We start from the raw sequence: 26856 nt of genomic DNA on the forward strand, positions 1-26856 counted from the left end.
CCGCCCCCTCCGTCCGCTCAGGAACTGCTGTCCCAGGCTGTCGGGTCGGTTCGTGGCGTCTATGGCAGCCGCGTCGAGGGCGGCGAAGTGGTGGCCCGAGCGGCACGCGACTCGCTGGTTGGGGTGATGACGGCGCTGCGCGACGATCCGCGCCTGGCGTTCGAGCAGATGATGGATCTGTGCGGTGTCGACTGGCCGGAGCGCGGCGAGCGGTTTGATGTCGTCTACAACCTGCTGTCTGTCTCGCTGAACCAGCGCGTGCGGGTGATCGTCACCACCGATGCCGTGACGCCGGTGCCGTCGATCCACACCGTATGGCCGGTGGCGACGTGGTGGGAGCGCGAGGCGTGGGATCTGTTCGGGATCGTGTTCTCCGGCCAGCCCGACCTGCGGCGCATCCTGACGGATTACGGGTTCGAGGGGCATCCGCTGCGTAAGGACTTTCCTCTGACCGGCTATGTCGAGGTCCGCTACGACGAGGACCGCAAGCAGGTGGTCAACGAGCCGGTGCGGCTGACCCAGGATTTCCGCAGCTTCGACTTCCTGTCGCCGTGGGAAGCCATGACGACATTGCCGGGCGACGAGAAGGTGTTCACCGAACGCGCCGCCGAACAGGCGAAAGGCTAGGATATGAGCGAGACGGTCGTTACCGAAATCACACCGTCCGGCCGGACGGTCGAGATCGACAGCCACTCGATCAATTTCGGTCCGCAGCATCCGGCCGCGCATGGTGTGCTGCGGCTGATCCTGGAGTTGGACGGGGAGATCGTGGAGCGAGCCGATCCGCATATCGGGTTGCTGCATCGCGGCACCGAGAAGCTGATCGAGTACAAGACGTATATGCAGGCGGTGCCGTATTTCGACCGGCTCGATTACGTGTCGCCGATGTGCGAGGAGCATGCGTTCGCGCTGGCGGTGGAAAAGCTGCTGGGTATCACCGCACCGGATCGGGCGCAGTGGATTCGGGTGCTGTTCGCGGAAATCACCCGCGTGCTCAATCATCTGCTGAACCTCACGACCTACGCGCTGGACGTCGGCGCGATCACACCGAGCCTTTGGGGGTTCGAGGAACGTGAGAAGCTGATGGAGTTTCATGAGGCGGCGTCGGGCGCGCGCCTGCATGCGAATTACTTCCGGCCGGGTGGGGTGGCGAAGGATCTGCCGGCGGGGCTGACCGACAAGATAGCGGCGTGGGCCGAGACGTTTCCGAAGTTCCTTGATGAGCTGGAAGAACTGCTGACCAACAACCGGATCTGGAAGCAGCGGACTGTCGATATCGGGGTATTCTCGGCGGAGCAGGCGCTGGCCTGGGGGTTCAGCGGGCCGCCGCTGCGGGCATCCGGCGTGCCGTGGGATCTGCGGCGGTCGCAGCCGTACGACAAATACGCCGAGGTGGATTTTCAAATTCCGGTGGGCCGCAATGGCGACTGTTACGACCGGTATCTGATGCGGATCTACGAGACTCGGGAAAGCGTGAAAATCATCAAGCAGGCTCTGGCGAAGATGAAGCCGGGGCCGGTGAAGGTGCAGGACCGCAAGTTCACGCCGCCGACGCGCGGCGAAATGAAACGCTCGATGGAGGCGTTGATCCATCACTTCAAGCTTTACACCGAGGGGTATCACGTGCCGGCCGGCGCGACCTATACGGCGGTGGAAAGCCCGAAGGGGGAATTCGGCGTGTATCTGGTCGCGGACGGCACCAACAAGCCGTATCGGTGCAAAATCCGCTCGACCGGGTTTGCCTTCCTGCAGGCGACGGATGTGATGACCAAACGGCACATGCTGGCGGATGTCTGCGCGATCGTCGGATCGCTGGATGTCGTGTTCGGCGAGATCGACAGGTAAGTGATGGCAGCCACCAACGGATCGGCGTTCGAACAGCCGGCCAGCTTCGCGTTCGATGCCGAAAGCGACGCTGAAATCGCGAAGATCGTGTCGAGGTATCCCGCGGGCAAGCAGGCCAGCGCGGTCATTCCGGTGTTGTACGTCGTGCAGCATCAGATGAAGCGGCAGACCGGCAGCGCCTGGGTGCCACTGAAGGGAATGGATGCGGTGGCGGAACGCCTGAGCATGGCGCCAATCCGCGTATACGAAGTCGCGACGTTCTATTTCATGTTCAACATGAAGCCGATCGGCAAATACCATTTGCAGGTCTGCACCACGACGCCGTGCTGGCTGCGCGGATCGGATGAAGTGACCGAGGCGTGTCGCAAGGCCACCGGCATCAAGGGCTGGGGCGAGACCAGCGAGGACAAGATGTTCAGCATGACCGAGGTCGAATGCCTCGGGGCCTGCGTGAATGCGCCGATCCTGCAAGTGGACGACGATTTTTACGAAGATATGGACGCCGAGAAGGTGACCGCCCTGCTGGCCGCGCTGCGGCGTGGCGAGCGGCCGACTCCGGGGTCCATGAGCGGGCGGCAGACCTCGGCGCCCGATGGCGGGCCGACGACGTTGACCACCCTGCAATTCGCTCCGGAGGGTTGAGATGCTGCAAGATAAGGACCGCATCTTCACCAATCTGTACGGCCAGCACGATCCGTTCCTGAACGGCGCTCGGGCGCGCGGTGATTGGGACAACACCGCGGCGATCCTGGCGCGCGGGCGTGATGCGATCGTGCAGGAGATGAAGGATTCCGGGCTGCGCGGGCGCGGCGGGGCGGGGTTTCCGACCGGGCTGAAATGGTCGTTCATGCCGAAGCAGGCGGATCGGCCGTGTTACCTAGTGGTGAACGCCGACGAGTCGGAGCCTGGCACCTGTAAGGATCGCGATATCCTGCGGCACGATCCGCACAAACTGGTGGAAGGGTGCCTGGTCGCCGGTTTCGCGATGGGCGCGACGGCCGCCTACATCTACGTCCGCGGTGAGTTCTACAACGAGACTGTAAACCTCAAACGGGCAATCGATGAGGCTTACGAGGCCGGGTTGATCGGCAAGAATGCGTGCGGGTCTGGTTACGACTACGATGTGTTTTTCCACCGTGGCGCCGGCGCGTATATCTGCGGCGAAGAAACGGCGCTGATCGAAAGCCTCGAAGGCAAGAAGGGGATGCCGCGGATGAAGCCGCCGTTCCCGGCCGGCGTCGGTCTGTACGGCTGCCCATCCACGGTGAACAATGTCGAATCGATTGCGGTGGCGCCGACGATCCTGCGGCGCGGGGCGTCGTGGTTCACCAGTCTCGGGCGGCAGAACAACACGGGGCAGAAACTGTTCTGCATCTCGGGCCACGTGAACAAGCCGTGCAATGTCGAGGAAGAACTCGGCATTCCGCTGAAGGAACTGATCGAGAAATATGCCGGCGGCGTGCGTGGCGGGTGGGACAACCTGCTGGCGGTCATTCCGGGCGGTGCGTCGGTGCCGCTGATCCCGAAATCGATCTGCGACACCGTGCTGATGGATTTCGACAGCCTGCGCGCGGTGACCAGCGGACTGGGCACGGCGGCCGTCATCGTCATGGACAAATCCACCGACGTGATCAAGGCGATCACCCGGTTGTCGAAGTTCTACATGCATGAAAGCTGTGGCCAGTGCACGCCGTGCCGTGAGGGTACCGGCTGGATGTGGCGCGTCATGACCCGCATGACCGAGGGGCGGGCGACGGTGGACGAAATCGATACGTTGCAGAAGGTCACCAAGCAGGTCGAAGGGCACACGATCTGTGCGCTGGGCGATGCGGCGGCGTGGCCGATCCAGGGCCTGATCCGGCATTTCCGCCCGGTGATGGAAGAACGTATCGCCGCGTATAAGAGAAGTGCGAAGTCCATGCCCATGGCGGCGGAGTAGGGGATGACCGAGACACTCAACTTACCGTCATGGCCGGGCTTGTTCCGCCCATCCGCGCACGAACGCCTGGGGGTGGATGGCCGGGACAAGCCGGGCCATGACGACGGACGTGTCATGCCGAACGCAGAGAAAGCCTAGACCATGGCCAAAGTCACCATCGACGGAATCGTTGTCGACGTCGCCAACGGGTCGACCATTCTGCAGGCGGCGGAGCAGGCCGGGATCGAAGTGCCTCGCTTCTGCTATCACGAGCGGCTGTCGATCGCCGGCAACTGCCGGATGTGCCTGGTGGAAGTCGAGAAGGCGCCGCCCAAGCCGATCGCCTCGTGCTCCTATCCTGTCGCCGACGGCATGATCGTCCATACCGACAGCCCGATGGTACGCAACGGCCGCCGTGGGGTGATGGAATTCCTGCTGATCAACCACCCGTTGGATTGCCCGATCTGCGACCAGGGCGGCGAGTGCGATCTGCAGGACCAGGCGATGGGGTTTGGCGCCGATCATTCGCGCTACGCGGAAAACAAGCGGGCGGTGCCGGACAAGAACCTGGGGCCGCTGGTGAAGACGTCGATGAACCGGTGCATTCACTGCACGCGGTGCATCCGGTTCATTACCGAAGTGGCTGGGGTGCCCGACCTGGGCGCCACGGCGCGCGGCGAGCACATGGAAGTCGGCACCTATGTCGAAAAGGCGCTGGGTTCGGAACTATCGGGCAACATCATCGATCTTTGCCCGGTCGGTGCGCTGACCTCGAAGCCCTACGCGTTCGTCGCTCGGCCGTGGGAACTGGCGAAGGTGGACAGCATCGACGTGCTGGACGCGGTTGGCGCGAATATCCGTATCGATGCGCGCGGCACCGAGGTTCTGCGCATCCTGCCGCGCATCAATGAGGACGTGAACGAGGAATGGCTGGGCGACAAGTCTCGCTTCGCCATTGATGGGTTGAAGCGGCGGCGGCTGGACCGGCCCTGGGTGCGGGAAAACGGCAAGCTGCGTGCGGCGACGTGGGATGAGGCGTTCGCAACGATCGCGGCGAAGCTGAAACCGCTGTCTGGCGACCGGATCGGCGCCGTCGCCGGCGATTTGGTTGATGCCGAGAGCGTCCTGGCTCTGAAGGACCTGTTGGCCAGTCTTGGGTCGGGGAATATCGATTGCCGGCAGGATGGCGCCAAGTTGGATGCCTCACGGCGCGATTTTTATTGCTTCAACACCTCGATCGTTGGGATCGAGGAGGCGGACGCGATCCTGATCGTGGGTGCCAACCCGCGCAAGGAAGCGCCGGTGCTGAATGCGCGCATCCGCAAGGCTCGGTTGGCGAGCGGACTGCCGATTGGGGTGATCGGCAGCGAAACGGACCTGACCTACGCGGTGACGCATCTGGGGACGTCGCCTTCGCTGCTGACGGATCTGCATGGCGACCAGCACGACTTTGCGAAAGTGCTGGCGGACGCGAAGAAGCCGATGATCATTGTCGGGCAGGGCGCCCTGGCGCGTCCCGATGGCAGCGCGATCCTGGCGGCGGCGTGGCGGTTGGCCGCGCATGTCGGAGCGTTGTCGGCTGACTGGCACGGCTTCAACGTGCTGCATACGGCGGCGGGGCGTGTGGGCGCACTGGACCTGGGTTTCGTGCCGGGGCCGCAGGACAAGACGGCCGATGTGATGCTGGGCGGCGGGGTCGACTTGCTGTGGCTGCTGGGTGCGGACGGGTTCGATCCGGCGCGCATCGCGGCGGGGACATTCGTCGTCTACCAGGGGCATCACGGTGATGCCGGCGCCCAGCGGGCGGATGTGATCCTGCCAGGCGCGGCCTACACGGAAAAGTCCGGCACCTACGTGAACACCGAAGGCCGCGTGCAGCGGGGCTTCCGGGCGGTGTATCCGCCCGGGGATGCTCGGGAGGACTGGACGATTTTGCGGGCGTTCAGCGCGGTGATCGGCAAGACCCTGCCGTATGACACGATTGAGGCGCTGCGCGCGCGTTTGGAGCAGGTCAATCCGGTGTTCGGCCGCGTCGGGCACCTGCCGCGGTTCGGTTGCTCCGACCACACCGGCCCCACAGGCGATCCGGCGGTGCTGAGCGACGAGCCGTTGGTGTCGGCGGTGGCGAACTACTACGTGACCGATCCGATCAGCCGGTCCAGCCCGACCATGGCGGCGTGCGTTGCCGCGCAAACCGAGCCCCTGATGGCGGCGGAGTAGGGTGATGGTCGATTTTCTCTACAACAACGACCTCGGCATCGTCATCCGGACGTTCCTGGAGGCGCTGGCGGTGCTGGTGCCGCTGCTGATCGGCGTCGCCTATCTGACCTATGCGGAACGTAAGGTCCTGGCCGCGATGCAGTTGCGCAGGGGGCCGAATGTCGTCGGGCCGTTCGGTCTGTGGCAGCCGTTCGCCGATGCGCTGAAGATGCTGATGAAGGAAACCATCATCCCGACGGGGTCGAACCGGCTGCTGTTCCTGATGGCGCCGATGCTGACCTTCGCCCTTGCGATGCTGGCCTGGGCGGTCATTCCGGTGGACCAGGGGTGGGTGGGCGCCGATATCAATGTCGGCATCCTGTACCTGTTCGCGATTTCCTCGCTTGGCGTCTACGGGATCATCATCGCGGGCTGGGCGTCGAACTCGAAATACGCGTTCCTCGGTGCGATGCGGTCGGCGGCGCAGATGGTCAGCTATGAAGTCTCGATGGGCTTCGTGCTGGTGACCGTGCTGCTGTGCGTCGGCAGCCTGAACCTGACGGATATCGTCAACGCGCAGCGGCATCTGTGGTTCTGCATCCCGCTGTTCCCGATGTTCATCGTGTTCTTCATCTCGGCGCTGGCGGAGACCAACCGGTCGCCGTTCGATTTGCCGGAAGGTGAGTCGGAGATCGTGGCCGGGTTCTTCGTCGAATACTCGTCGATGAGCTTCGCGCTGTTCTTCCTCGGCGAATACGCGAACATGATCCTGATGAGCGCGCTGACCACCATCTTGTTCCTGGGTGGTTGGCAGGCACCGTTCGGCGTGGAGCCGTTCACCTGGATACCGGGCGTGATCTGGTTCGTGCTGAAGATCTGCGCGGTGCTGTTCGTGTTCCTGTGGGTGCGTGCGACGTTCCCGCGCTATCGCTACGACCAGTTGATGCGCCTGGGCTGGAAGGTGTTCCTGCCGCTGTCGCTGCTGTGGCTGGTGATCACCGCCGGCGCGCTGATGGCCTTCGGATGGCTTCCCAATGTTTAATTCAATCCGCTCTGTCATAGCGGCCGGCTGGTCGCCGTTGTCTCTGATCACGGTGGGCGAAGGTCCACTATGTTCGGATATCGGTGCCGGGATCGGCCAAGGCGTGGATGGTGGGCCTTCGCCCACCATGACGCTTCGGAAGGAGTTCCCGTAGATGGCGTTCCTCGACCGTACCGCGCGCAACCTGCTGCTGGGCGAACTCGTCGCCGGGCTGGGGCTGACGCTGCGCTACTTCTTCCGCCCCAAGGTGACGATCAACTACCCTTACGAGAAGGGTCCGATCAGTCCGCGCTTCAAGGGAGAGCACGCGCTGCGCCGCTACCCCAACGGCGAGGAGCGCTGCATCGCCTGCAAGCTGTGCGAGGCGATCTGCCCGGCGCAGGCGATCACCATCGAGGCGGAGCCGCGGGACGACGGGTCCAGGCGCACCACCCGCTATGACATCGACATGACCAAGTGCATCTATTGCGGGCTGTGTGAGGAAGCCTGCCCGGTGGATGCGATCGTCGAAGGGCCGAACTTCGAGTTCGCCACCGAGACGCGCGAGGAACTGATGTACAACAAGGACAAGCTGCTGGCGAACGGCGACCGGTGGGAACCGGAACTCGCTCGGCGGCTGGAACTGGACGCGCCCTACAGATGATCACCGCGATCCTCTTTTACATTTTCGCCGCGATCCTGCTGGTGTCGGCCGCCATGGTGGTCAGTGCCCGCAATCCGGTGCACTCGGTGCTGTTCCTGATCCTGGCGTTCTTCAACGCCGCGGCGCTGTTCCTGATCGCGGGTGCCGAGTTCCTGGCGATGATCCTGGTCATCGTCTATGTCGGCGCCGTCGCAGTGCTGTTCCTGTTCGTCGTGATGATGCTGGATGTGGATTTTGCTCAGTTGCGCGGCGGAATCCAGCGCTACTGGCTGGTTGGCGCGGCAGTGGGCACGGTGTTGTTCATCGAACTGGCCGCGGTGGTGGGCGGTTGGACGCTGGCGCCGGCCGCGGTGAAGTTGCGGATGTCGCCGGTGCCCACAGGGGTGTCGAACACCGACGCGCTGGGGCGGATTCTCTACACGGATTACGTGTTCCTGTTCCAGACGGCCGGGCTGATCCTGATGGTGGCGATGATCGGCGCGATCGTGCTGACGCTGCGCGACCGGAAGACGTCGCGGCATCAGAATATCCGCCGGCAGACCGAACGGACGGTGGCCGAGACGCTGGAGATGATGTCGGTGTCGCTGGGCGCGGGGACGACTCAGTCGGGTGGGTATCTGCTGCCGAAGCCGCCGGAGGTCGAGCCGGTCGAGGAACATGCCGACGCGGGGGGGCATGGACATGGGCATTAGCAACTCCCCGTCGTGGCCGGGGCGGCACACTTTCACCGTCATGGCCGGGTGTGTCCCGGCCATCTTCGCACCGGCGGACGAAGCGCGGATGGCCGGGACAGGCCCGGCCATGACGGATGGGCTGCAGCCAACCTCTTATCCTGATGCCTGCACGCCCGACCACAAGGGTAGCGGCAAGGAGTGCCATCCATGATGGACGTCGGTCTGGGCCACTACCTGGTGGTCTCCGCCATCCTGCTCGTTCTGGGCATTTTCGGCATCTTCCTGAACCGCAAGAACGTCATCGTCATCCTGATGTCGATCGAGTTGATCCTGCTGGCCGTCAACCTGAACTTCGTCGCTTTTTCGGCCGCGCTGAATGATTTGGCGGGGCAGGTGATGGCGATGCTGGTGCTGACGGTCGCGGCGGCCGAGGCGGCGATCGGGCTGGCTATTGTCGTCATCTACTTCCGCAACCGCGGGTCGATTCAGGTTGAAGACGTCAACCTGATGAAGGGTTGAACATGCTGTTCGGAATTGCCGTTTTCGCGCCATTGGCGGGCGCCCTGGTGTCCGGCCTGCTGGGCAAGGCGATCGGCGACAAGGGCGCCATGGGCGCGTCCGTCCTGGGCATGGTGATCGCCGCCATCTGCGGGCCGGTGGCGTTCTTCCAGCTCACAGGCGGCGCCGATCCCGCGGTGCTGGACCTGGGCAGTTGGATCGAGTCCGGCCGGTTCCACGTCGACTGGGCACTGCGCTACGACACGCTGTCGGCCGTCATGGTGGCCATGGTCTCGTTTGTGTCGATGCTGATCCATGTCTACTCCATCGGCTACATGGGGCACGAGGCTCGGCCGCGGTACCGGTTCTTCGCGTACCTGTCGCTGTTCACCTTCGCCATGCTGATGTTGGTTACTGCCGACAACCTGACGCAGTTGTTCTTCGGCTGGGAAGGCGTCGGCCTGTGCTCCTATTTGCTGATCGGCTACTGGTATGACCGGCCGTCCGCCAACGCGGCGGCGATCAAGGCGTTCGTGGTCAACCGCGTCGCCGACCTGCCGTTCGCGGTTGGCCTCGCGCTGATCTTCTTCAAGTTCGGTTCGGTCGAGTTCTCCACCATCTTCCCGGCGGTGGCGCAGCACGGTGCGGACACCTATTCGCTGTTCGGCTCGACATTCTCTGCCATCGAGGTGATCGGCTTCCTGCTGTTCATCGGCGCCATGGGCAAGTCGGCGCAGCTTGGGTTCCATGTGTGGCTGCCGGACGCGATGGAGGGGCCGACGCCGGTCTCCGCACTGATCCATGCGGCGACGATGGTGACGGCGGGCGTGTTCCTGATGGCGCGGATGTCGCCGCTGATGGAATACGCGCCGTATGCGCTGGGGTTTGTGACGTTCGTTGGCGCCTCGACGGCGTTGTTCGCGGCGACGGTCGGGTGCTGCCAGACAGATATCAAGCGGGTGATCGCGTATTCAACGTGTTCGCAGCTTGGCTACATGTTCGCTGCGGCAGGCGTCGGCGCCTATCAGGCGTCGGTGTTCCATCTGATCACGCACGCCTTCTTCAAGGCGCTGCTGTTCCTGTCGGCCGGGTCGGTGATCCATGCGATGTCGGATGAGCAGGACATGCGCAAGATGGGCGGGCTGGCGAAGATTATCCCGATCACCTGCATCGTGATGTGGATCGGCAATCTGGCGCTGGCCGGTATTCCATGGTTCGCCGGGTACTACTCCAAGGACGCGATCATCTCCGCCACCTATGCGGCGGGGACGGGCATCGGCATGTATGCCTTCATCTGCACGGTGCTGGCCGCGTTCCTGACGGCATTCTACTCCTGGCGGCTGCTGTTCATGACCTTCCACGGCACGTCGCGGGCCGACCACCACGTGCTGGAGCACGCCCATGAAAGCCCGTGGGTGATGCTCGGGCCGCTGGTCGTGCTGGCCACGGGCGCGGTGTTTGCGGGCTGGGCGCTGCATGGCTGGTTCATCGGTTCGGATTGGCCGCATTTCTGGAACGGCGCGATCTTCAACGGGCCGCATAACCAGGTGATTGAACATCTCGAGGATGTTCCGGGTTGGGTTGAACTCGCCCCCTTGGTCGTCGGCCTGCTGGGGATTGGGGTGGCGTATGTGATGTATATCGCCAATCCGCTGCTGCCGATGCGCCTGGCGCAGCAGTTCGGGCCGATCTACCGGTTCGTGCTGAACAAGTGGTATTTCGACGAGCTGTACAACGTGATCTTCGTGCAGCCGGCAATCCGCCTGGCACGCCTGTTCTGGCAGGTCGGCGACGTCACCATCATCGACGGGGTGCCGAACGGGCTGGCGGAGCTGACCAGCGACGGGTCGCGCGAGGTCGTCAAAATCCAGACCGGCTCCCTGGCGGTCTATGCCTTTGCCATGCTGATCGGCGTCGTCGTGCTGATCGGCATCTTCATGCTGAGCCGGTGATAGAATGAACGCTGTAGCCAACGCCGCCGGTTTCCCGATCCTGTCGCTGATCACATGGCTGCCGCTGGTCGGCTGCCTGGTGATCATGATGGTGCGCGGCGACGAACAGACTGTCGCGTCCAATGCTCGGTGGACGGCGCTGTGGACCAGCCTGCTGGTGCTGGTGCTGTCGCTGGTCCTGTGGGTGAAGTTCGACCCGTCGGACGGCGGGTTCCAGTTCAACGAACACGTCACCTGGCTGCCGGAATACAAGGTTGGCTACAGCATGGGCGTGGACGGCATTTCCGTGCTGTTCGTTCTGCTGTCCACGGTGCTGACGCCGATCTGCATCCTGGCGAGCTGGGAAGCGATCCACACCCGCGTCCGGGAATTCATGATCAGCTTCCTGATCCTGGAAACCATGATGGTGGGCATGTTCTGCGCGACGGATTTCGTCGTGTTCTACATGTTCTTCGAGGGCGTGCTGATCCCGATGTACCTGATCATCGGCGTCTGGGGCGGGCCGCGCCGGGTCTATGCGGCGGTAAAATTCTTCCTCTACACGCTGACCGGGTCGGTGCTGATGCTGCTGGCGCTGATCGCCATGTGGGTGCATGCCGGCACCACCGATATCCCCGTGCTGATGCACACGATGTTTCCGGCGGGGATGCAGAACTGGCTGTTCCTGGCGTTTTTCGCCTCCTTCGCGGTGAAGGTTCCGATGTGGCCGGTGCATACCTGGCTGCCGGACGCGCATGTGGAGGCACCGACCGCGGGGTCCGTCATCCTGGCGGGCGTGCTGTTGAAAATGGGCGCGTACGGGTTCCTGCGGTTCTCGGTGCCGATGCTGCCGCAGGCGGCGGCGCATTTCGCGCCCTTCATGTTCACCCTGTCGGTGGTGGCGGTGATCTACACGTCACTGGTCGCGCTGGCGCAGGAGGATATGAAGAAGCTGATCGCCTATTCCTCGGTCGCCCATATGGGCGTCGTGACGATCGGCATTTTCACCTTCAACGTGCAGGGGATTTCCGGCGCGCTGTTCCAGATGCTGTCGCACGGGGTGGTGTCGGCTGCTTTGTTCCTTGTCGTCGGGGTGGTTTACGACCGGATCCATACGCGGGAGATCGCGCGTTACGGGGGTCTGGCCGACCGGATGCCTGGCTACTCGCTGGTGTTCATGCTGTTCATGATGGCCTCGATCGGGCTGCCCGGCACCGCTGGGTTCGTGGGTGAGTTCCTGGTCATCATCGGCTCTTTGCAGGTGAATTTCTGGCTGGCGCTGCTGGGCGGCATGGGGATGATCCTGGGGGCAGCCTATATGCTGTACATGTATCGCCGGGTTATCTTCGGCCGGATTACCAAGGACGATCTGCGGCACATTCTGGACCTGAGCCCGCGTGAATGGGCGGTGTTCGCGCCGCTGGTCGTGCTGACCCTGTGGATGGGGATCTACCCGTCCAGCTTCACCAGCTTCTTCGATGCCAGCGTGGGGGCGATGGTGCAGCAACATACCGCCGCACTTGCGGCCACAACCAAGCTCGCCGGGATCATGCACTGATGAACTGGACCCTCGCCCTTCCCGAGATCGTCCTGGCCTGCGTCGGCATGGCGACCTTGATTTTCGGCGTGCTGCGCAAGCAGGACAGCACCCTGCTGTGCTCGATGTTCGTGATCGGCGGCTTCCTGATCTCCGGGCTGCTGGTGCTGACGCGGGCCAACGGCTTCGGTTTCCATGGCCAGTTCGTGGCCGATCCTTTCAGCGCCTTCAACCAGATCCTCATCATCTCCGGCGCGACTCTGTCGTTGATCCTGGCATTGGATTGGAACCGTTCCCAAGGGATCGCCCGGTTCGAATTCCCGGTGCTGATGCTGTTCTCCACCGTCGGCATGATGATCATGGCCGGCGCGTCCAACCTGATGACGCTGTATCTGGGGTTGGAGCTGATGTCGCTGGCGCTTTACGTGCTGGCGGCGTTCGCTCGGGATGATCTGCGGTCGTCGGAAGCGGGGCTGAAGTATTTCGTGCTGAGCGGCCTGGCGTCCGGCCTGCTGCTGTATGGCATTTCGCTGGTGTACGGATTCTCCGGCACCATGGACCTCGGGTCGCTGCATGAATTGTTGCTGAAGCCGGAAAGCGCTTCGCCGGGCCTGGTTGTGGGCATCGTGTTCGTTCTGGTCGGACTGGCGTTCAAGGTTTCCGCCGTGCCGTTCCATATGTGGACGCCGGATGTGTATGAGGGCGCACCGACACCGGTGACGGTGTTCTTCGCAACCGGGCCGAAGGTGGCGGCAATGGCACTGCTGCTGCGGGTGATGGGCACGTCGTTCGCGTCCCTTGTGGGGGCGTGGCAGATCCTGGTGGTGATCGTGTCAATTGCGTCGATGGTGCTGGGTGCGTTCGCGGCGATCGGGCAGACCAACATCAAGCGGCTGATGGCGTATTCGTCGATCGGGCATATGGGCTACGCGCTGATCGGCCTGGCCGTGGGCACCGCCAGCGGGATACGCGGCACGCTGGTCTACATGGTGATCTACGTGTTCATGACGGCGGGCACTTTCGGCTGCATCCTGGCGATGCGGCGTAAGGGCAAGGCGGTGGAGCAGATTTCCGACCTGGCCGGCTTGGCGACGAACGATCCGGCGCTGGCATTGGTGTGGGCGCTGTTCCTGTTCAGCTTGGCCGGTATTCCGCCGATGTCCGGATTCTTCGGCAAGCTGTACATCTTCCTGGCGGCCGTGCAGGGCGGTTTGTGGACGCTGGCGATAATCGGCGTGCTGACCAGCGTGGTGGGTGCGTTCTATTATATCCGCGTCATCAAGGTCATGTACTTCGATGCGGCGACCGAACCCTTCGATGCCAAGCCGGCGTCGCTGTCGTTCGTGGTGGCGGCAACAGGGCTGTTCACCGGGTTCTTCTTTCTGTTCCCCGCCCCGATTGTCGCCGCGGCCCAGGCGGCGGCGGGCGTGCTGTTCCGCTAGCGTCATCGTTATTGGGTGGCGGCGTATCCGAACGGTATGACCGCACCATCCACTTGGAGCGAAGTCCGCTGAATGGACGCTGATCCGAACACCGCTTCCGCCCTGTCCGATGGCGAACTGGTGCTGCGGTTCGAAAGCATTGGCGACAACTGCGAACTCGGGCTGGTGCAACGGCGGGCGGGGGCGGAGCCGCTGGGCCTGCTGCGCTTTGCCGGCGTTCCGCTGCGCAATCTGGTCAGGGGCCTGAACGCCAGGTTCGCGAATATCGCCGATCCAAGCCATATCCGGATCAACGTCGAGCACGACGAGTATATGGTCAAGCTGACCAAATACGATTTCACCTTCCATGCGCAGGTGAAAGCCGGCGAAATCGCGCCGGAAGTGCTGCATCAGCAGCAAGTCCGCACGATCGGTTTTCTCGCCGGGAAGTTGATCGCCGACCTGGAGACTCCCGCCAAGATCCTGGTGTTCCGTCAGAACGAGCCGTTGCTGGCCGGCGATCTGATCGATCTGCGGGTCGCGCTGGCGGCCTATGGCCCGAACGTCCTGTTATGGGTGCGGGAGGCCTGTCCAGGTCATCCGCCGGGATCGGTGGTGGTGGCGGACGAGCGGATGATGGTGGGTTATGTGCGGCGCCTTGCCGAACGCGACTCGGTGCCGGACCTGGATTTCGGGTCCTGGATGCGGATGCTGCGCCGCGCCCATGCGATTTGGCTGCGGGCGAGTGGCGGGCGTTTGGTGAGTGGGGCGGCCGAACCGCCGGCTCGGACGGAACTGGCCTTCGGGATCGAGGGAAACGCTGGGCCGAACCTTGGGGTGGGCTGGTCGGGGCCGGAAGCCGGGTACCAGTGGACGGTTGGCGAGCGTAGCGTGCTGATTGTCGATGTTCCCGGCGAGGCAGACGAATACTGGCTGGAGATGGATGTCGCGCCCTACATCAAGCCGCCCTTGCTGCCGCGACAGCGGTTGGATGTGCTGATCGGCGGGACGCTGGTGCATAGCTTCGTCGCGTTGCCGCGCGGCGAGGTGGGGTGTGTGGTGCCGGGTCGTCTGGTGACGGGGCGCAAGCAGATCGAGATCATGCTGGATCATCCCAATGCGGCCAGCCCGATGCTGGTGGCGGGGGACAAGGATGACAGGCGGCTGGGGGTGTCGTTCCACCGGATTGCGCTGGTGTGTGCTTAGGCGGGAAGAGGGGTGATCGTTTCCCGGCCGTTTGTCGCTGTCGTTTCGGGTGATACCTGCTACGTCGTATTGGTGGCGACAAAGTCATCAAGCGCACACAGAGTTGCACCGAGTTTGCACAGAGTTTCACAGAGGAAGGAATATGGCGCTGCGCGCCGTTGATGTTTTCTTTCGAGGCTGATCGGTGTGCGCGGGTGATCCTGGTTTTCTGGGTGTACGCTTGGTGTGACCCTGTGGGTGCTTGATTGTTCTTCTGAAGCATAGATTGGGCGTGACGCACTGGCCGGGCTATCAGCCTGCCAGTGTTCTTATCAATTGAAACGACACTGTCGGGGTGCCGCCGCATCGCGGCCGTGGGTGGTCAGTCGGTGATCGCGGCGTAGACCATGTCGCGGAACAGTACCCGGTAGTGTTCCCGCTGGATCGGGGCCTGGATCATCAGCACGGCGTACAGCCGTTCCGTGGGATCGACCCAGAACGTGGTGCCGGCGGCGCCGCCCCAATAGTAGTTGCCGACCGATCCGGGGAACGGCGCCATGCCCGGCTGGGTCCGCACCGCGAAGCCCAGGCCGAAGCGGTGGCCGGGCGGCAGCAGGTCAGCCGGTCCAGTGATGGTCCCCAGATGGTCGGACGTCATCAACTCGATGGTCTTGCGACCGAGCAGGCGAGTGGCGGCGAGACGGCCGTTGCCGAGGAGCATGCCGAGGAAGCGGGCATAATCCATCGTGCTGGCCACCATGCCGCCGCCGCCGGATTCGAACAGCGCCGGCCGCCGGACATCCAGCAGGGCGACATCGGTGCTGTTCTCGGGGTCCTTGGCGAAGGGTTCGGCGATGCGGGACTGATCGGCGGCGGGGACCGAGAAGCCGCTGTCGGTCATGCCGAGGGGCGTCAGGACACGTTCGGAGAGGAAGGTTCCGAGGGTCTGGCCGGAGATGACCTCCACCAGACGGCCCAGCACATCGGTGGAGCGGCTGTATTCCCACCTCGTGCCCGGCTGGTGCAGCAGCGGCAGGGCGGCAAGGCCCTCGGCCTGGTCGGCGTTGGACTGTTTCAGCCGGGCGATGCGGGATTGCGCATAGGCTTTGTGAATTGGCGTGTTGCCGCGAAATTCGTAGGTCAGGCCGGAGGTGTGGCGCAGCAGGTCCTGGACGGTGATGGGGCTTTTCGGCGCCGTGGTGGTGTAGCCGTCGCCTGAGATGACTCCGACCTGGGTGCTGGCGAAGGCGGGGATGTATTTGCTGATCGGGTCGCCGAGGAGCAGGCGGCCTTCTTCCCACAGCATCATCACGCCGACGGACACGAGTGCCTTGGTCATGGAATAGATGCGGAAGATCGCATCCGTGCCCATGGGCTTGTCGGAAGCCGGATCCTGGCGGCCGAAACTTTGGTGGTAGGCGACCTTGCCGTGGCGGGCGACCAGCGCGACGGCGCCGGGGATGTGGCCGCTGGCGATGCGTTCATTCAGCGCCGCGGACAGCCGGTCGAGGGCGGCCTGGCTGAGGCCGACTTCCTCGGGCTTGGCGGTTGGCAAGGGGGCGGTCATCGGCGTGGTCCTTCCGGCGGTCTGGGTGGCGCAGTATGGCCCGGCGGGCGGCGGGATCAAGGCGGTCCGGATCGGCGGTGCCGACGGCTTCACTTTTCTTATGCGTTGCGATGGGATTAGCATGACCGTGCTTCGGGTACGCGAAGCCGTGCCCGTTTCGCCAATGCAGCAAACAGGCAGGAGGGACTCGGCCATGCTTTCACGTGACGAGAACGAACTGATTACCCGGGTGGCGTCCGGGACGCCGATGGGAAATGCCATGCGGCGCTATTGGATTCCGGCATTGCTGGCGCGCGAGATCGCCGAACCGGATGGTGAGCCGGTGCGGGTGCGGTTGCTGGGGGAGGATCTGCTGGCGTTCCGCGACAGTGTCGGGCGGGTCGGGCTGGTGGACGAATACTGTCCGCATCGCCGAGCGTCACTGTTTTTTGGACGTAATGAGGAGTGTGGGCTGCGGTGTGTGTATCACGGCTGGAAGTTCGATGTCAGCGGCGCGTGCGTCGACATGATGAACGAGCCGGAGGAGAACGACTTCAAGCATAAGGTGCAACTGACGGCGTATCCCACCTGTGAGCTGGGCGGTGTCGTATGGGCCTATCTGGGGCCGGTCGAGCACATGCCCCCGGTGCCGAAATTCGCCTGGACCGCGGCGCCGGAAACCCATCTGCACGTAACGAAAGTGATCCAGGAGTGCAACTGGCTGCAGGGGCTGGAGGGCGGCATCGACACGTCCCACGCACCGATCATGCACCGGCTGTTGAGTGAGAGTTCGACTCGCGGCGGGTTCAAGCCGTCCAATCCGTTCGTGCGTGGCAAGGCGCCCAAACTCGTCGTCGATATCACGGATTACGGCTATCAGTATGCTGGTTTGCGGCCGCTGGGCGATGCGGAAATGCACATTCGGACCTATCATTTCGTGCTGCCGTTCCATCAGATCCGGCCGTCCCGGGCCGAGAGTGGTGTACCGTTGGTCGCCGGGCACTCCTGGGTACCGATCGATGACGAAACGACGATGGTGTACAACTGGGCGTACAGTCCCGGTGAGGCGCTGACCGACCTGGACCGGCAGGAGCGGGGGCTGGGGAACGGGCCGGTGCATGTCGATCCCGCGACGTTCCGGTCGCACGCCAATCGCGCCAATAATTACATGCTTGATCGAAACGTGCAGCGTTCGGAGAGCTATACCGGTATCGACGGGATCAACGTGCAGGACCGGGCGATCCAGGAGAGCATGGGGCGGATCGTGGATCGCTCCAAAGAGCATCTGGGGCCGGCGGACAAGGCGATCATCCAGGCGCGCAAGCTGTTGCGTCAGGCGGTGAAGACGGTGGAGGCCGGTGGAACCCCCGACGGGACAGGCACGAGCTACTATGCCTTGCGCGCGCATGAGGCTGTGCTGCCGAGCGGTGCGGACTGGCGGCGGGAGGTGACGCCGGAGATGCGGGCGGAGGTGATCCTGCAGACGGTATAACGCCGCGCTGCCGTCAGGCGCGCTGGCTTTACGGTGGCGAGCCTCATGCCGGTGCGGCCTCGACCAACACGCCTGACCTCTCTCCGATTGGCCAGTTTACCTGAACAGATAGACTTTACAGTTTACCTGTTCATATGATAGCTGATCGGGCATGGCCAATGCACGGGACGATCAGGAAGTCATGCGGGCCTCAGCGTTGGCGCAGGACCTCCGCGCCTTGCTGGGCAAGCTGAAGCGCCGGCTGCGTGAACAGGCGCATGTCGGGGACCTCACACCCTCTCAGGTGGCGGTGCTGCTGCGTCTGGAGAAGGACGGCCCTGCAACGGCGTCGAGCTTGGCCCGAGCCGAGGGGATGCGTCCGCAATCGATGGCCCCGCTCATCGCCGCACTGGAAGGCGCGGGCCTGGTGAACGGCGCGCCGGACCCGGCGGACGGGCGGCGGACCCTTCTCTCGCTCACCGACGCCTGCCGCAAATGGGCCGAGGAGGGACGCGCGGCGCGCCAGGACTGGCTGACCCGGACGTTTCAGACGCGATTCTCGCCGCAGGAACAGGACGAACTTGCAAGGGCCGTCGAGCTGCTCAAGCGGCTTGTTGACGATTGATCGCGGCTGGACGGCCCCAGGCCCGATCGCATCCGCTTGAATTCCAGAGGAGCTTCCATGGCGTTGACTACCCTCGATCCGAACACCGCACTCATCGTCATCGACCTGCAGAAAGGGATCGCCGGTTCCCCGTTCATCCATACGATCGGCGAAGTGGTGGGTCAGACGCGTGTCTTGCTCGACGCCTTTCGTGGGCGCGGCCTTCCGGTCGTGCTCGTGAATGTAGCCGGACGGGCGCCGGGCCGGACGGAACAGGGATCGCGTGGCGGCGGCTCGTTTACCGACGGGTGGACCGACTTCCTGCCCGAACTCGATCAGCAGCCAAGCGATATTGTCGTGACGAAACGGACATGGGGGGCGTTTGCCAGCACCGATCTCGAAGCCCAACTGAAAGCGCGCGGCGTCACCCAGGTGGTGATCGCGGGCGTAGCCACCGGAACCGGCGTCGAGGCGACGGCGCGCCAAGCCTATGAGCAAGGATTCAACGTCACCCTCGCCATCGATGCGATGACCGACGCGCGTCCCGAGGCCAATGACTACAGCGTCAGGAACGTCTTTCCGCGGCTTGGTCAGACCGGCACCAGCCAAGAGATCATCGATCTCCTGTCAACGAGGAGCGCCTGAGATGCCCTGGCTTTCGTTCCTGTCCTATTTCCTTGGCGGCGTCTTCCTTGCGAACGCGATCCCCCATTTCGTCAGCGGCATGATGGGCAGGCCGTTTCAGAGTCCCTTCGCCAAACCGCCGGGGGAAGGGCTCTCCTCATCGACCGTCAACGTGCTTTGGGGCTTGTTCAACATCGTCATCGGCTACGTGCTCATCTGCCGCGTCGGTGATTTCAGCCTGAAGGATACGGCTGACGTCGCCGCGTTCGGCGCTGGCGCTCTCCTGATCGCGCTGTTTTCCGCGCGGCACTTTGGCCGCTTTCACGGCGGCAATCAGCCGGAGCATCCATGAAGGCTTCCGCTTCGGGCGCCTTCCGGTCTCTGCGAGGGGTCAACTATTGGGTCTGGGTCGGCGGTGCCTTCCGTGCTTCAGATTGTGTTTGCGGACGCCAGCTATCGGATATGCACAGTTGCTGGAGATTGGCGATCAACCCAGGTCCGGTCGGTTCCCATCGGAGCCTATTGCCGTGGCGCCATGGTGCGGTCGAGGAAGGTTCGGGTTCGAATGAAACTGTCCTCGGCCGAGTCGTGATTGTAGGCCAGGATATGGCCCTCGACCTTCTTGGCGGTGGATCGTTCGGCATCGAAGGCGTGGTAGGTGTCGGGGTAGGTGTGGACCTCGAACGGTTGGCCGGGGCGCAGTTTGGCGGCGAAGGCGTGGCAGGTCAGGGCCGAATTGCCCCAGTCGTCCGGATCGCCGGCGAGGGCCAGCAGCGGGACGTCGCCGTAGGTTTCGGGTGACCGGCAGGGGCCGTAGTAGTCCACGGATGCGCGCAGCAGGCCGGGGAAGCGGTCTGTGTAGCGGCGCTGGGTGACCCAGGCCGCGGTTGCGCCACCATGCGACAGGCCGAGGACGCCGATACGGCTGCCATCGATCTGGGGCAGCGAGCGCAGATAGACGGCGGTGCTCAGGACGTCGCCGGCTCGGTCGGCCGGGGTGACGAAATGTTGGGCGCTGGGCGCGCACACGGTGGTGACGCCGCGTGGACCGAAACTGTCCAGCAGCACCGCGGCGTAACCCCAGTTGTTCAGGCGGGTGGCCCACTCATTCATGCGGGCCGACGACAGGCCGCCGCAGCCGTGCAGGACGATGACGACGGGGAAGGGACCGGTGCCGGGCGGCAACGCAATCGTCGCGGTGAGCGGGTTGGACGGTTTGCGGGCGCCGGCGACATTGATGGGTGGGATCGATAGGGATGATCCCCCCATGCTGGCGCAGCCGGCCAGGAGGGAAGCCAGCACGAGCCACGCCCATCGCCGCATCGTTTTCCCCGTTTTCGACGCCTGTTACACCGCTCCCAATTCAGAGCGCACGAGTTGCACCCAGTATGCCGCGCCCAAGGTCAGGATGTCGTCGTTGAAGTCGTAGCCGGGGGTGTGGACGTGGTGCACCGATCCGTCCTTGCCGGTGCCGTTGCCGATCATGATGAAGCCGCCGGGGCGGGTTTGCAGCATGAAAGAGAAATCCTCCGACCCGGTGATGGGCGGGCAGTCGGTTTCGACGTTCTCGGCGCCGACCAGGGCGGTGGCGGCGGCGATCGAAACCGAAGTCGGTTCGGCGTGGGTGATCAGCGGCGGGTAGCGGCGCAGGTAGATGACCTCGGCCGAACAGCCGAATGCGGCGGCCTGGGTCTGTGCGAGTTCGCCCAGGCGCTTTTCCATCAGGTCGCGCACTTTGGGGCTGTACGAGCGGGCGGTGCCGGTGATGGTGACGCGGGATGGGATGATGTTGGGCGATCCGGCGTCGCCGCCGTTGATGGAGCCGACGCTGATCACCGCGGTTTCGGTGGCGGCGACGTTGCGGCTGACGATGGTTTGCAGCGCCATGATGAACTGCGCTGTCGGCAGGGTGGCATCTGTCGACAAGTGCGCGCCGGCGCCGCCGTGACCGCCGGTGCCGCTGAATACCACGGTCCAGGTGTCACTGGCGGCGAGGAACGCGCCGGTGCGGGTACGGAACGTCCCCGCTGGAATACCGGGCATATTGTGCATGCCGTACACGGCATCGACGGGGAAGCGGTCGAACAGGCCTTGCTCCACCATCTCGCGGCCGCCGCCGAGACCTTCCTCGGCCGGCTGGAAGATGAAGGTGGCGGTGCCGCCGAACTCGTCCGGATGCTCCGCCAGGTAGCGCGCGGCACCCAGCAGCATGGCGGTGTGGCCATCATGGCCGCAGGCATGCATCTTACCCGGCACGGTCGAGCCGTGGGGGCGGTCCGGTACCTCCTGGATGTGCAGCGCGTCGAGGTCGGCACGCAGGCCAACGGCGCGCTGGCCGGGCTGGCGTCCCTTCAGGGTGGCGACCACGCCGGTCCTGGCGATGCCCTCGGTGACGTCGAGGCCCCAGGCGCGCAGCCGGTCGGCGACCAGGGCGGCGGTGCGGGTTTCTTCGAACCCGACCTCGGGGTGGCGGTGGATGTCCTGCCGGATCGCGATCAGTTCCGGTTCATACACCTTCAATGCGGTGAGCAGATCGTCGGTGGCCATGAAAACTCCCGTTGATGATTTTGCTTGCTTGCACGGCCGGTGTCAGTCGAGCGTGATCCGTGTGGTTTACGCAATTTTACACGGTATAGTGGTGTTTGTGGTAGCGGTATTGGGTTACACGGTGAACTGTTCGGCGATGATCCGTTCCGACAGGCCCTGATCGGGGTCGAACAGGACGGTGACGGCGACGGTGCGGTCCTCGCTGACGGCGACGGAGACCACGTCGCGCACCTCGGTGAAGTCGGCCACGGCGGCGGTGGGGCGCTTGTCGGTCTCCAGCACCTCGAACAACACATCGGCGCTGCTGGGCAGCAGGGCGCCGCGCCAGCGCCGGGGGCGGAACGCACTGATCGGGGTCAGCGGCAGCAGATTGGCGGACAGCGGCACGATCGGACCGTGCGCCGACAGGTTATAGGCGCTGGAGCCAGCGGGGGTGGAGATCAGCACGCCGTCGCAGGACAGTTCCTCCAGCCGGACTCGGCCATCCACCGAGATGCGGATTTTCGAGGCCTGGCGAAGCTGGCGCAGCAGGCTGACCTCGTTGAACGCCAGTGCTTCTTCCACCGAACCGGTCGCGGTGATCGCGTGCATGCGCAGCGGATGCAGTTCCGCCGCCTGGGCGCGGGACACACGGGCGGGCAGGTCGTCCTCGCTGTAGGTGTTCATCAGGAAGCCGACCGATCCGCGGTTCATGCCATAGACGGGCACATTGAGGGTCAGGACCTGATGGATCGTTTCCAGCATGAACCCGTCGCCGCCCAGGGCGATCACAACAGCGGCTTGGGGCAGGGGGCATTCGCCATACCGGGCGACCAGGGCCTTGCGAGCATCACAGGCGATTGGGGTGGGGCCGGCGACGAAGGCGATCTGGCCGGCCAGGAACCCCCGATTCTCGCTGACCGGGGGGCCGGAGACCAGGTCGCTCAAACGCGCTTCCTGTGTTCCAGGACGGGCATGTCGCGACGCACCTTGGCGGTCAGATCCTGGTCGATGCGGGCGGTGGTCCAGCCGATGCCGTCCGAAACCTGGGCGACGAGATGGCCCCAGGGGTTGACCACCATGGAGTGGCCGTAGGTGAAGCGGGGTTCGCCCTTGCCCTCCAGGTGTTTGCCCCAGGTGGCGGGGGCGGCGAACCAGCACTGGGTTTCGATCGCTCTGCCGCGGATCAGTGCTTCCCAATGGTCCTTGCCGGTGGCGAGGGTGAAGGCGCTTGGCAGGAAGATCAGTTCGGCGCCCTGTTCGCGCAGCTTCCAGAACAGGTCGGGGAAGCGGATGTCGTAGCAGATGGCGCAGCCGACTTTGACGCCGTCGGCTTCATAGGTGACGACTTCGTCCCCGGCGCCGTAGCTGTTGCTTTCGCGGTAGCCGGTGCCGTCGGGGGCGACGATGTCGAACAGGTGCATCTTGCGGTAGCGCGCCAGTTCGGTGCCATCGGGGTTGAACACCACGGTGGTGTTGAACAGCTTCTCCGGCCCCTGTTCGATGATGGAGCCGCCGTGGACGTGGACTTTCGCCTGTCGGGCGGTCTCGCGGAGGAACTCGTAGGCCTCGCCGCCGGGTTCGTTGGACCCCTTGGCGGGCAGGATCTCGGCGTTGGCGGTGCGGGTGGCGCGGTCGCCGCCGAGGGAGTCCCAGACTTCCGGCAGGCTGACGATGTTGGGGCGGTCCTGCTCCACCGCCTGTTCGATCAGGCGGCGGGCCTGGGCGATGTTTTCCGTCTTGTTCGCGCCGGGATTCATCTGCATCACGCTGACGCGCATTGTCTGGCTCCGGTTTGGAATGGGGGGAGAGAAGCGTATCCGCCGGCTGGACGCAACTGGGCGTCGTAGGGGTATGGTGCGGCGCGTCATGGAAGGATGAGCGGATGCGGCGGATAAAGGTGTGGGATTTGCCGGTCAGGCTGTTCCATTGGCTGCTGGTGGCGCTGATCCTGGCGGCGTGGGTGACGCAGTATCTTAACCGGATGACCCTGCATGTGTGGATCGGCGAGTGGATCCTGACGCTGCTGCTGTTCCGCGTCGTTTGGGGCTTCATCGGCAGCGATACTGCCCGGTTTTCCTGGTTTCTGCGGAGTCCGTTGGCAGCGCTGCGGCACCTGGCGCATCTGGGACGGCGGGAGCCGGACCGGGAGATCGGGCACAATGCCGCCGGCGGGTGGATGGTGCTGGTGATGCTGGCGCTGATCGGCATCCAGGTGGGGACGGGCTTGTGTGCCAACGATCTCGACGATGGCGGCGACACCGAGGGGCCGCTGATGCACCTGGTTGGCAAGGACCGGAGCGACTGGCTGACCCATATCCACGGCCTGAACTTCACGGCGATCGAGGCGGTGATCGTTCTGCACGTGCTGGCGATCGTGGCCTATGCGGTGTTGAAGCGGCACAATCTGGTGCGGCCGATGGTGACGGGGACGAAGCTGCTGCCGGCGGATGTGGCGGCGCCTCGGGTGGTGAACCCGGTTTGGGCGCTGGTGGTGTTGGCGGCGGCGTTTGGGGCGGTGGTGTGGGTGGTGAAGTCGTAAGGTGTTGAAAAACCCATCACGACGGGTTATTTGAACAGGTGGTCACCGTATTCCGAGCCTATGGTCTGCGTGTGATCATTTTTGTGGACGATCATGTGCCTGCTCATGTCCATGTCTTTGGTGACGGCCAAGCCAAGATCAATCTAGTCGGCGCGGACGGTGCCCCCGAACTGATCTGGGCGGAAGGCATGACCCGTGTCGAAGTTCGGAAGGCGATGCGGATCGTGGTTGAGCAGCAAGCGATGTTGTTGGCGCGGTGGGAGGACATTCATGGCCGGATTGACTGACGCCGAGATCGATGTCGCCTTGGAGCATGGTCGTGTCGCTTCCGTGGTCGAGCCGCGTGCGGCCGGTGCGCGGTATGATCGTGGGCAGGGCCGCGTCATTATCGACCTGACCAATGGCTGCACGTTCAGTTTCCCGCCTCGGTTGGCGCAGGGATTGGAAACTGCGACCGAGGATCAATTGGCGAAGGTCGAGATCCTTGGATCGGGATATGGCTTGCATTGGGAAGCACTCGATGCCGACCTGTCCGTGCCGGGCCTGCTTGCGGGGTTGCTTGGGACGAAAGCCTATATGGCGCGACTGGCGGGGCAAGCGACATCACCCGCGAAAGCTGCCGCGGCGCGGGCAAATGGCGCAAGAGGTGGGCGGCCCAGGAAAGTGGTTGTGGGATGACAGTCAACCTTCATCGCCGGGTGACCGTCCACGGAACCAGCGCCGGGACCTCGGCGCGGTAGCGTGTGTAGGCGTCGCCGAACTGGGTGGTGAGGAAGCGTTCCTCGATGGTGAGTTTGCGTACGAACGACAGGGTGATCAGCACGAATGCGACCAGGCCGCGCCATTCTGCGTCGGCGATGGCGCTGCCCAGGACGGCGGTCAGTAGTCCCGTGTAGATGGGGTGCCGCACCAGCCGGTATGGTCCGGTGCGGGTCAGGCTGTGATCCTGCTTCAGGGTGACCGTCCCGCTCCAGTTGCCGGCAAGATGGATGCGGGCCCAGGCGGCGAAGCTCAGCCCGGCCGCGATCAGAGCGGTGCCGATCCAGAACGACCAGACCGTTTGTGGGTAGATTCGCATCGCCAGCCAGGGACCGCCGGCTTGGCGCACCATGAGCAGGGCGATGCCGAACAGAAGCGGGATCAGGTGCAGCAGGCGGGACGCGACGCCCTCCGCGCGGAGCACCGGCTTGGTACGAAGTCCGGAGATCGCCCAGCCGATTAGCCACACAAGCCACAGGCCGGGGATCAGGTCGTGGTAGATGGTTCGCACCCGGACAGCATAGGCGGGATCGGGGGGCCGTGAAGGCCCCCGTTTCAGCGCAGCCTCGCCACTTCCGCGTCGAGACGTTCCAGGCTCTGGGTCCAGCCCATTTCCATCCCTTCGAGATAGGCTCGCGCGTAACAGACCAGGGCGGTCGCGCCGGTGGAGACTGTCATCTTCGTCTTGCCGTTCATTGCGGCGAACGTGACCGTTGTCAGGCCCTCCAGAATCGGCTGCCCGGCCGCATCTGTTGCGATATTCGTGAACACCAGGCGCTCGGCGGGAACGATCTCCCGATAGACGCCACCGCATGGATAGTCGGTCCCGTCGGGGCCTCGCATGACGATGCGCCAGGTGCCGCCGATCCGGACGTCAAGCTCGCAGACTGGGTTGGTGAAGCTGTGCGGCCCCCACCAGCATGCCATGTGCTTCGGATCGGTCCAGCACTGAAACACCAGCGCCGGCGGTGCATCGACGATGCGTTCGATGACGATGTGCCGCTCATCGAAACCCATTGTCGGCAGGTGTTCGGCCAGGCGTTCGAGTGTTTGTTTCGCGCCCTCGAGGGCGCCGTATTCCTTGACGACCATGTCCCGCTGCGCTGCCGTTGGAAACACCATGTGGATGGTCACCAGCGTCTTGTCGTCCACCGCCTCGAACGTCCAGGTGCTGATGAAATTCACCTCCAGGCCGCCGCCCTCCCGATGGCCGCCATTCGCGAACACCAGCCGCTCCGGATACATCACCTCCTGGAACACACTGTGGTTCGGATAGTTGGCGCCATCCGGACCATGCATGACATGTGTCCACACGCCACCTGGCCGGACGTCCATTTCCTGGATCGTCGTGGTGAAGCCGCGTGGCCCCCACCACTGCACGACATGTTTAGGATCGGTCATCGCCTGCCAGGCGAGTTCCCGTGGGGCGTCGAACAAGCGGGTGACGAGGATCTCGCGGTCGGTGGTGTCGGTCATGGTTGCTTCCTTTCGTTGGCTTGCAGCATCCGCAGATGCTCATCGAGGCGATCGAGCCTTTCCTCCCAGAAGCGCCGATAGGGTTCGAGCCAGTCGGCGACATCCTTCAAGGCGGTCCCGTCGAGCTTGCAGGGGCGCCATTGCGCTTCCCGCCCGCGGGTGATCAGGCCGGCGCGTTCCAGCACTTTCAGGTGCTTGGAGATCGCTGGCTGGCTGATGCTGAAGGGTTCGACCAGTTGGTTGACGGAGGCCTCGCCCAAGGACAGCCGAGCGAGGATGGCTCGGCGGGTGGGGTCGGCGAGGGCGGCGAAGGTGGTGGTGAGTCGGTCTTGGGTCACTGGTCATAGCCATTTAGTTATATAACTAAATAGCTATATGAAGGGTGACAGTCTTGGCGTCAAGCCAGTTCGTGGTT

Annotated in this window: 29 protein-coding genes; 21 read left to right on the forward strand and 8 right to left on the reverse strand. The window is 64.1% G+C overall.

What is annotated here, in order from left to right:
• Positions 1-24 precede the first annotated feature (24 nt).
• The 14 genes from GSQ89_RS06225 to GSQ89_RS06285 all read left to right on the forward strand — a co-directional run bounded on the left by GSQ89_RS06225 (position 25) and on the right by GSQ89_RS06285 (position 14914).
• A complete protein-coding gene (locus GSQ89_RS06225) occupies positions 25-627 on the forward strand; it encodes an NADH-quinone oxidoreductase subunit C (protein ID WP_371734227.1) in 603 nt (200 codons plus the stop codon).
• Positions 628-630: 3 nt separating this feature from the next.
• Positions 631-1845, forward strand: a complete 1215-nt coding sequence (locus tag GSQ89_RS06230; protein WP_158923109.1) for an NADH-quinone oxidoreductase subunit D — start codon at positions 631-633, stop codon at positions 1843-1845.
• 3 nt (positions 1846-1848) lie between these two features.
• Complete coding sequence (locus GSQ89_RS06235; protein ID WP_158923111.1) at positions 1849-2487, forward strand: NAD(P)H-dependent oxidoreductase subunit E; 639 nt, start codon at positions 1849-1851, stop codon at positions 2485-2487.
• 1 nt (position 2488) lies between these two features.
• Positions 2489-3784, forward strand: coding sequence for an NADH-quinone oxidoreductase subunit NuoF (gene nuoF / locus GSQ89_RS06240; RefSeq protein WP_158923113.1), 1296 nt, complete (start codon positions 2489-2491; stop codon positions 3782-3784).
• A gap of 3 nt (positions 3785-3787) precedes the next feature.
• Positions 3788-3922: a hypothetical protein gene (locus GSQ89_RS39745; protein WP_256367302.1), complete on the forward strand. Its 135-nt coding sequence runs from the start codon at positions 3788-3790 to the stop codon at positions 3920-3922.
• 3 nt (positions 3923-3925) lie between these two features.
• Positions 3926-5983, forward strand: coding sequence for an NADH-quinone oxidoreductase subunit NuoG (gene nuoG, locus GSQ89_RS06245; RefSeq protein ID WP_158923115.1), 2058 nt, complete (start codon positions 3926-3928; stop codon positions 5981-5983).
• Between the two features lie 4 nt (positions 5984-5987).
• The gene (nuoH, locus tag GSQ89_RS06250; RefSeq protein WP_158923117.1) at positions 5988-7004 is read left to right on the forward strand and encodes an NADH-quinone oxidoreductase subunit NuoH; all 1017 of its coding nucleotides are present in this window, start codon (positions 5988-5990) and stop codon (positions 7002-7004) included.
• A 154-nt stretch (positions 7005-7158) separates the two neighbouring features.
• Positions 7159-7647 carry an NADH-quinone oxidoreductase subunit NuoI gene (gene nuoI, locus GSQ89_RS06255; protein ID WP_158923119.1) on the forward strand — a complete coding sequence of 163 codons (489 nt, stop codon included), beginning with the start codon at positions 7159-7161 and terminating at the stop codon, positions 7645-7647.
• Positions 7644-8339, forward strand: a complete 696-nt coding sequence (locus GSQ89_RS06260; protein WP_158923121.1) for an NADH-quinone oxidoreductase subunit J — start codon at positions 7644-7646, stop codon at positions 8337-8339. Before nuoI ends, GSQ89_RS06260 begins: the two co-directional genes overlap by 4 nt.
• Before the next feature lie 189 nt (positions 8340-8528).
• Positions 8529-8840: an NADH-quinone oxidoreductase subunit NuoK gene (gene nuoK / locus GSQ89_RS06265; protein WP_371734218.1), complete on the forward strand. Its 312-nt coding sequence runs from the start codon at positions 8529-8531 to the stop codon at positions 8838-8840.
• 2 nt (positions 8841-8842) lie between these two features.
• Positions 8843-10771, forward strand: a complete 1929-nt coding sequence (nuoL, locus tag GSQ89_RS06270) for an NADH-quinone oxidoreductase subunit L (RefSeq protein WP_158923123.1) — start codon at positions 8843-8845, stop codon at positions 10769-10771.
• A gap of 4 nt (positions 10772-10775) precedes the next feature.
• A complete protein-coding gene (locus GSQ89_RS06275; protein WP_158923125.1) occupies positions 10776-12308 on the forward strand; it encodes an NADH-quinone oxidoreductase subunit M in 1533 nt (510 codons plus the stop codon).
• Positions 12308-13729: an NADH-quinone oxidoreductase subunit NuoN gene (nuoN, locus tag GSQ89_RS06280; protein ID WP_158923127.1), complete on the forward strand. Its 1422-nt coding sequence runs from the start codon at positions 12308-12310 to the stop codon at positions 13727-13729. The genes GSQ89_RS06275 and nuoN overlap by 1 nt, the downstream gene beginning before the upstream one ends.
• Positions 13730-13801: 72 nt before the next feature.
• The gene (locus tag GSQ89_RS06285) at positions 13802-14914 is read left to right on the forward strand and encodes a hypothetical protein (RefSeq protein WP_158923129.1); all 1113 of its coding nucleotides are present in this window, start codon (positions 13802-13804) and stop codon (positions 14912-14914) included.
• 361 nt (positions 14915-15275) lie between these two features.
• On the opposite strand, the gene GSQ89_RS06290 is transcribed toward GSQ89_RS06285, so the two are convergent.
• A complete protein-coding gene (locus GSQ89_RS06290) occupies positions 15276-16460 on the reverse strand; it encodes a serine hydrolase (protein ID WP_158923131.1) in 1185 nt (394 codons plus the stop codon).
• A gap of 193 nt (positions 16461-16653) precedes the next feature.
• On the opposite strand from GSQ89_RS06290, the gene GSQ89_RS06295 reads away from it, so the two are divergent.
• From GSQ89_RS06295 to GSQ89_RS06310, 4 genes are all read left to right on the forward strand, one after another.
• A complete protein-coding gene (locus GSQ89_RS06295) occupies positions 16654-17931 on the forward strand; it encodes a Rieske 2Fe-2S domain-containing protein (RefSeq protein WP_158923133.1) in 1278 nt (425 codons plus the stop codon).
• A gap of 151 nt (positions 17932-18082) precedes the next feature.
• Positions 18083-18535, forward strand: a complete 453-nt coding sequence (locus GSQ89_RS06300) for a MarR family winged helix-turn-helix transcriptional regulator (RefSeq protein WP_158923135.1) — start codon at positions 18083-18085, stop codon at positions 18533-18535.
• 57 nt (positions 18536-18592) lie between these two features.
• The gene (locus GSQ89_RS06305; protein ID WP_158923137.1) at positions 18593-19159 is read left to right on the forward strand and encodes an isochorismatase family protein; all 567 of its coding nucleotides are present in this window, start codon (positions 18593-18595) and stop codon (positions 19157-19159) included.
• A 1-nt stretch (position 19160) separates the two neighbouring features.
• Positions 19161-19490, forward strand: coding sequence for a hypothetical protein (locus GSQ89_RS06310; protein ID WP_158923139.1), 330 nt, complete (start codon positions 19161-19163; stop codon positions 19488-19490).
• Positions 19491-19657: 167 nt separating this feature from the next.
• Here GSQ89_RS06310 and GSQ89_RS06315 read toward each other — a convergent pair whose 3' ends face one another.
• The 4 genes from GSQ89_RS06315 to GSQ89_RS06330 form a co-directional block, all read right to left on the reverse strand.
• A complete protein-coding gene (locus GSQ89_RS06315; protein ID WP_158923141.1) occupies positions 19658-20440 on the reverse strand; it encodes a dienelactone hydrolase family protein in 783 nt (260 codons plus the stop codon).
• A gap of 45 nt (positions 20441-20485) precedes the next feature.
• Entirely contained in the window at positions 20486-21685 is a 1200-nt protein-coding gene (locus GSQ89_RS06320; protein WP_158923143.1) for a M20 aminoacylase family protein, read from the reverse strand.
• A gap of 114 nt (positions 21686-21799) precedes the next feature.
• Positions 21800-22612 (reverse strand): NAD kinase, encoded by an 813-nt coding sequence (locus GSQ89_RS06325; RefSeq protein WP_158923145.1) that lies wholly within the window; start codon positions 22610-22612, stop codon positions 21800-21802.
• Complete coding sequence (locus GSQ89_RS06330) at positions 22609-23445, reverse strand: carbon-nitrogen hydrolase family protein (protein ID WP_158923147.1); 837 nt, start codon at positions 23443-23445, stop codon at positions 22609-22611. Before GSQ89_RS06330 ends, GSQ89_RS06325 begins: the two co-directional genes overlap by 4 nt.
• A 104-nt stretch (positions 23446-23549) precedes the next feature.
• Here GSQ89_RS06330 and GSQ89_RS06335 point away from each other — a divergent pair, with 104 nt between their 5' ends.
• From GSQ89_RS06335 to GSQ89_RS06345, 3 genes are all read left to right on the forward strand, one after another.
• The gene (locus GSQ89_RS06335) at positions 23550-24206 is read left to right on the forward strand and encodes a cytochrome b/b6 domain-containing protein (RefSeq protein WP_158923149.1); all 657 of its coding nucleotides are present in this window, start codon (positions 23550-23552) and stop codon (positions 24204-24206) included.
• 71 nt (positions 24207-24277) lie between these two features.
• Entirely contained in the window at positions 24278-24493 is a 216-nt protein-coding gene (locus GSQ89_RS06340) for a DUF4160 domain-containing protein (protein WP_256367303.1), read from the forward strand.
• On the forward strand, positions 24477-24884 hold the full coding sequence (locus tag GSQ89_RS06345; protein ID WP_158923153.1) for a DUF2442 domain-containing protein: 408 nt from the start codon (positions 24477-24479) through the stop codon (positions 24882-24884). Before GSQ89_RS06340 ends, GSQ89_RS06345 begins: the two co-directional genes overlap by 17 nt.
• A 10-nt stretch (positions 24885-24894) precedes the next feature.
• On the opposite strand, the gene GSQ89_RS06350 is transcribed toward GSQ89_RS06345, so the two are convergent.
• The 3 genes from GSQ89_RS06350 to GSQ89_RS06360 are packed head-to-tail and all read right to left on the reverse strand — an operon-like array spanning position 24895 to position 26779.
• Complete coding sequence (locus GSQ89_RS06350) at positions 24895-25476, reverse strand: isoprenylcysteine carboxylmethyltransferase family protein (protein WP_158923155.1); 582 nt, start codon at positions 25474-25476, stop codon at positions 24895-24897.
• 44 nt (positions 25477-25520) lie between these two features.
• Entirely contained in the window at positions 25521-26441 is a 921-nt protein-coding gene (locus GSQ89_RS06355) for an SRPBCC domain-containing protein (RefSeq protein ID WP_158923157.1), read from the reverse strand.
• Positions 26438-26779 (reverse strand): helix-turn-helix transcriptional regulator, encoded by a 342-nt coding sequence (locus GSQ89_RS06360; RefSeq protein ID WP_158923159.1) that lies wholly within the window; start codon positions 26777-26779, stop codon positions 26438-26440. The genes GSQ89_RS06355 and GSQ89_RS06360 overlap by 4 nt, the downstream gene beginning before the upstream one ends.
• Positions 26780-26856 lie beyond the last annotated feature (77 nt).

The sequence above is a fragment of the Acidisphaera sp. S103 genome (assembly GCF_009765975.1).
In the GTDB taxonomy this organism is placed as follows: Bacteria; Pseudomonadota; Alphaproteobacteria; order Acetobacterales; family Acetobacteraceae; genus Rhodopila.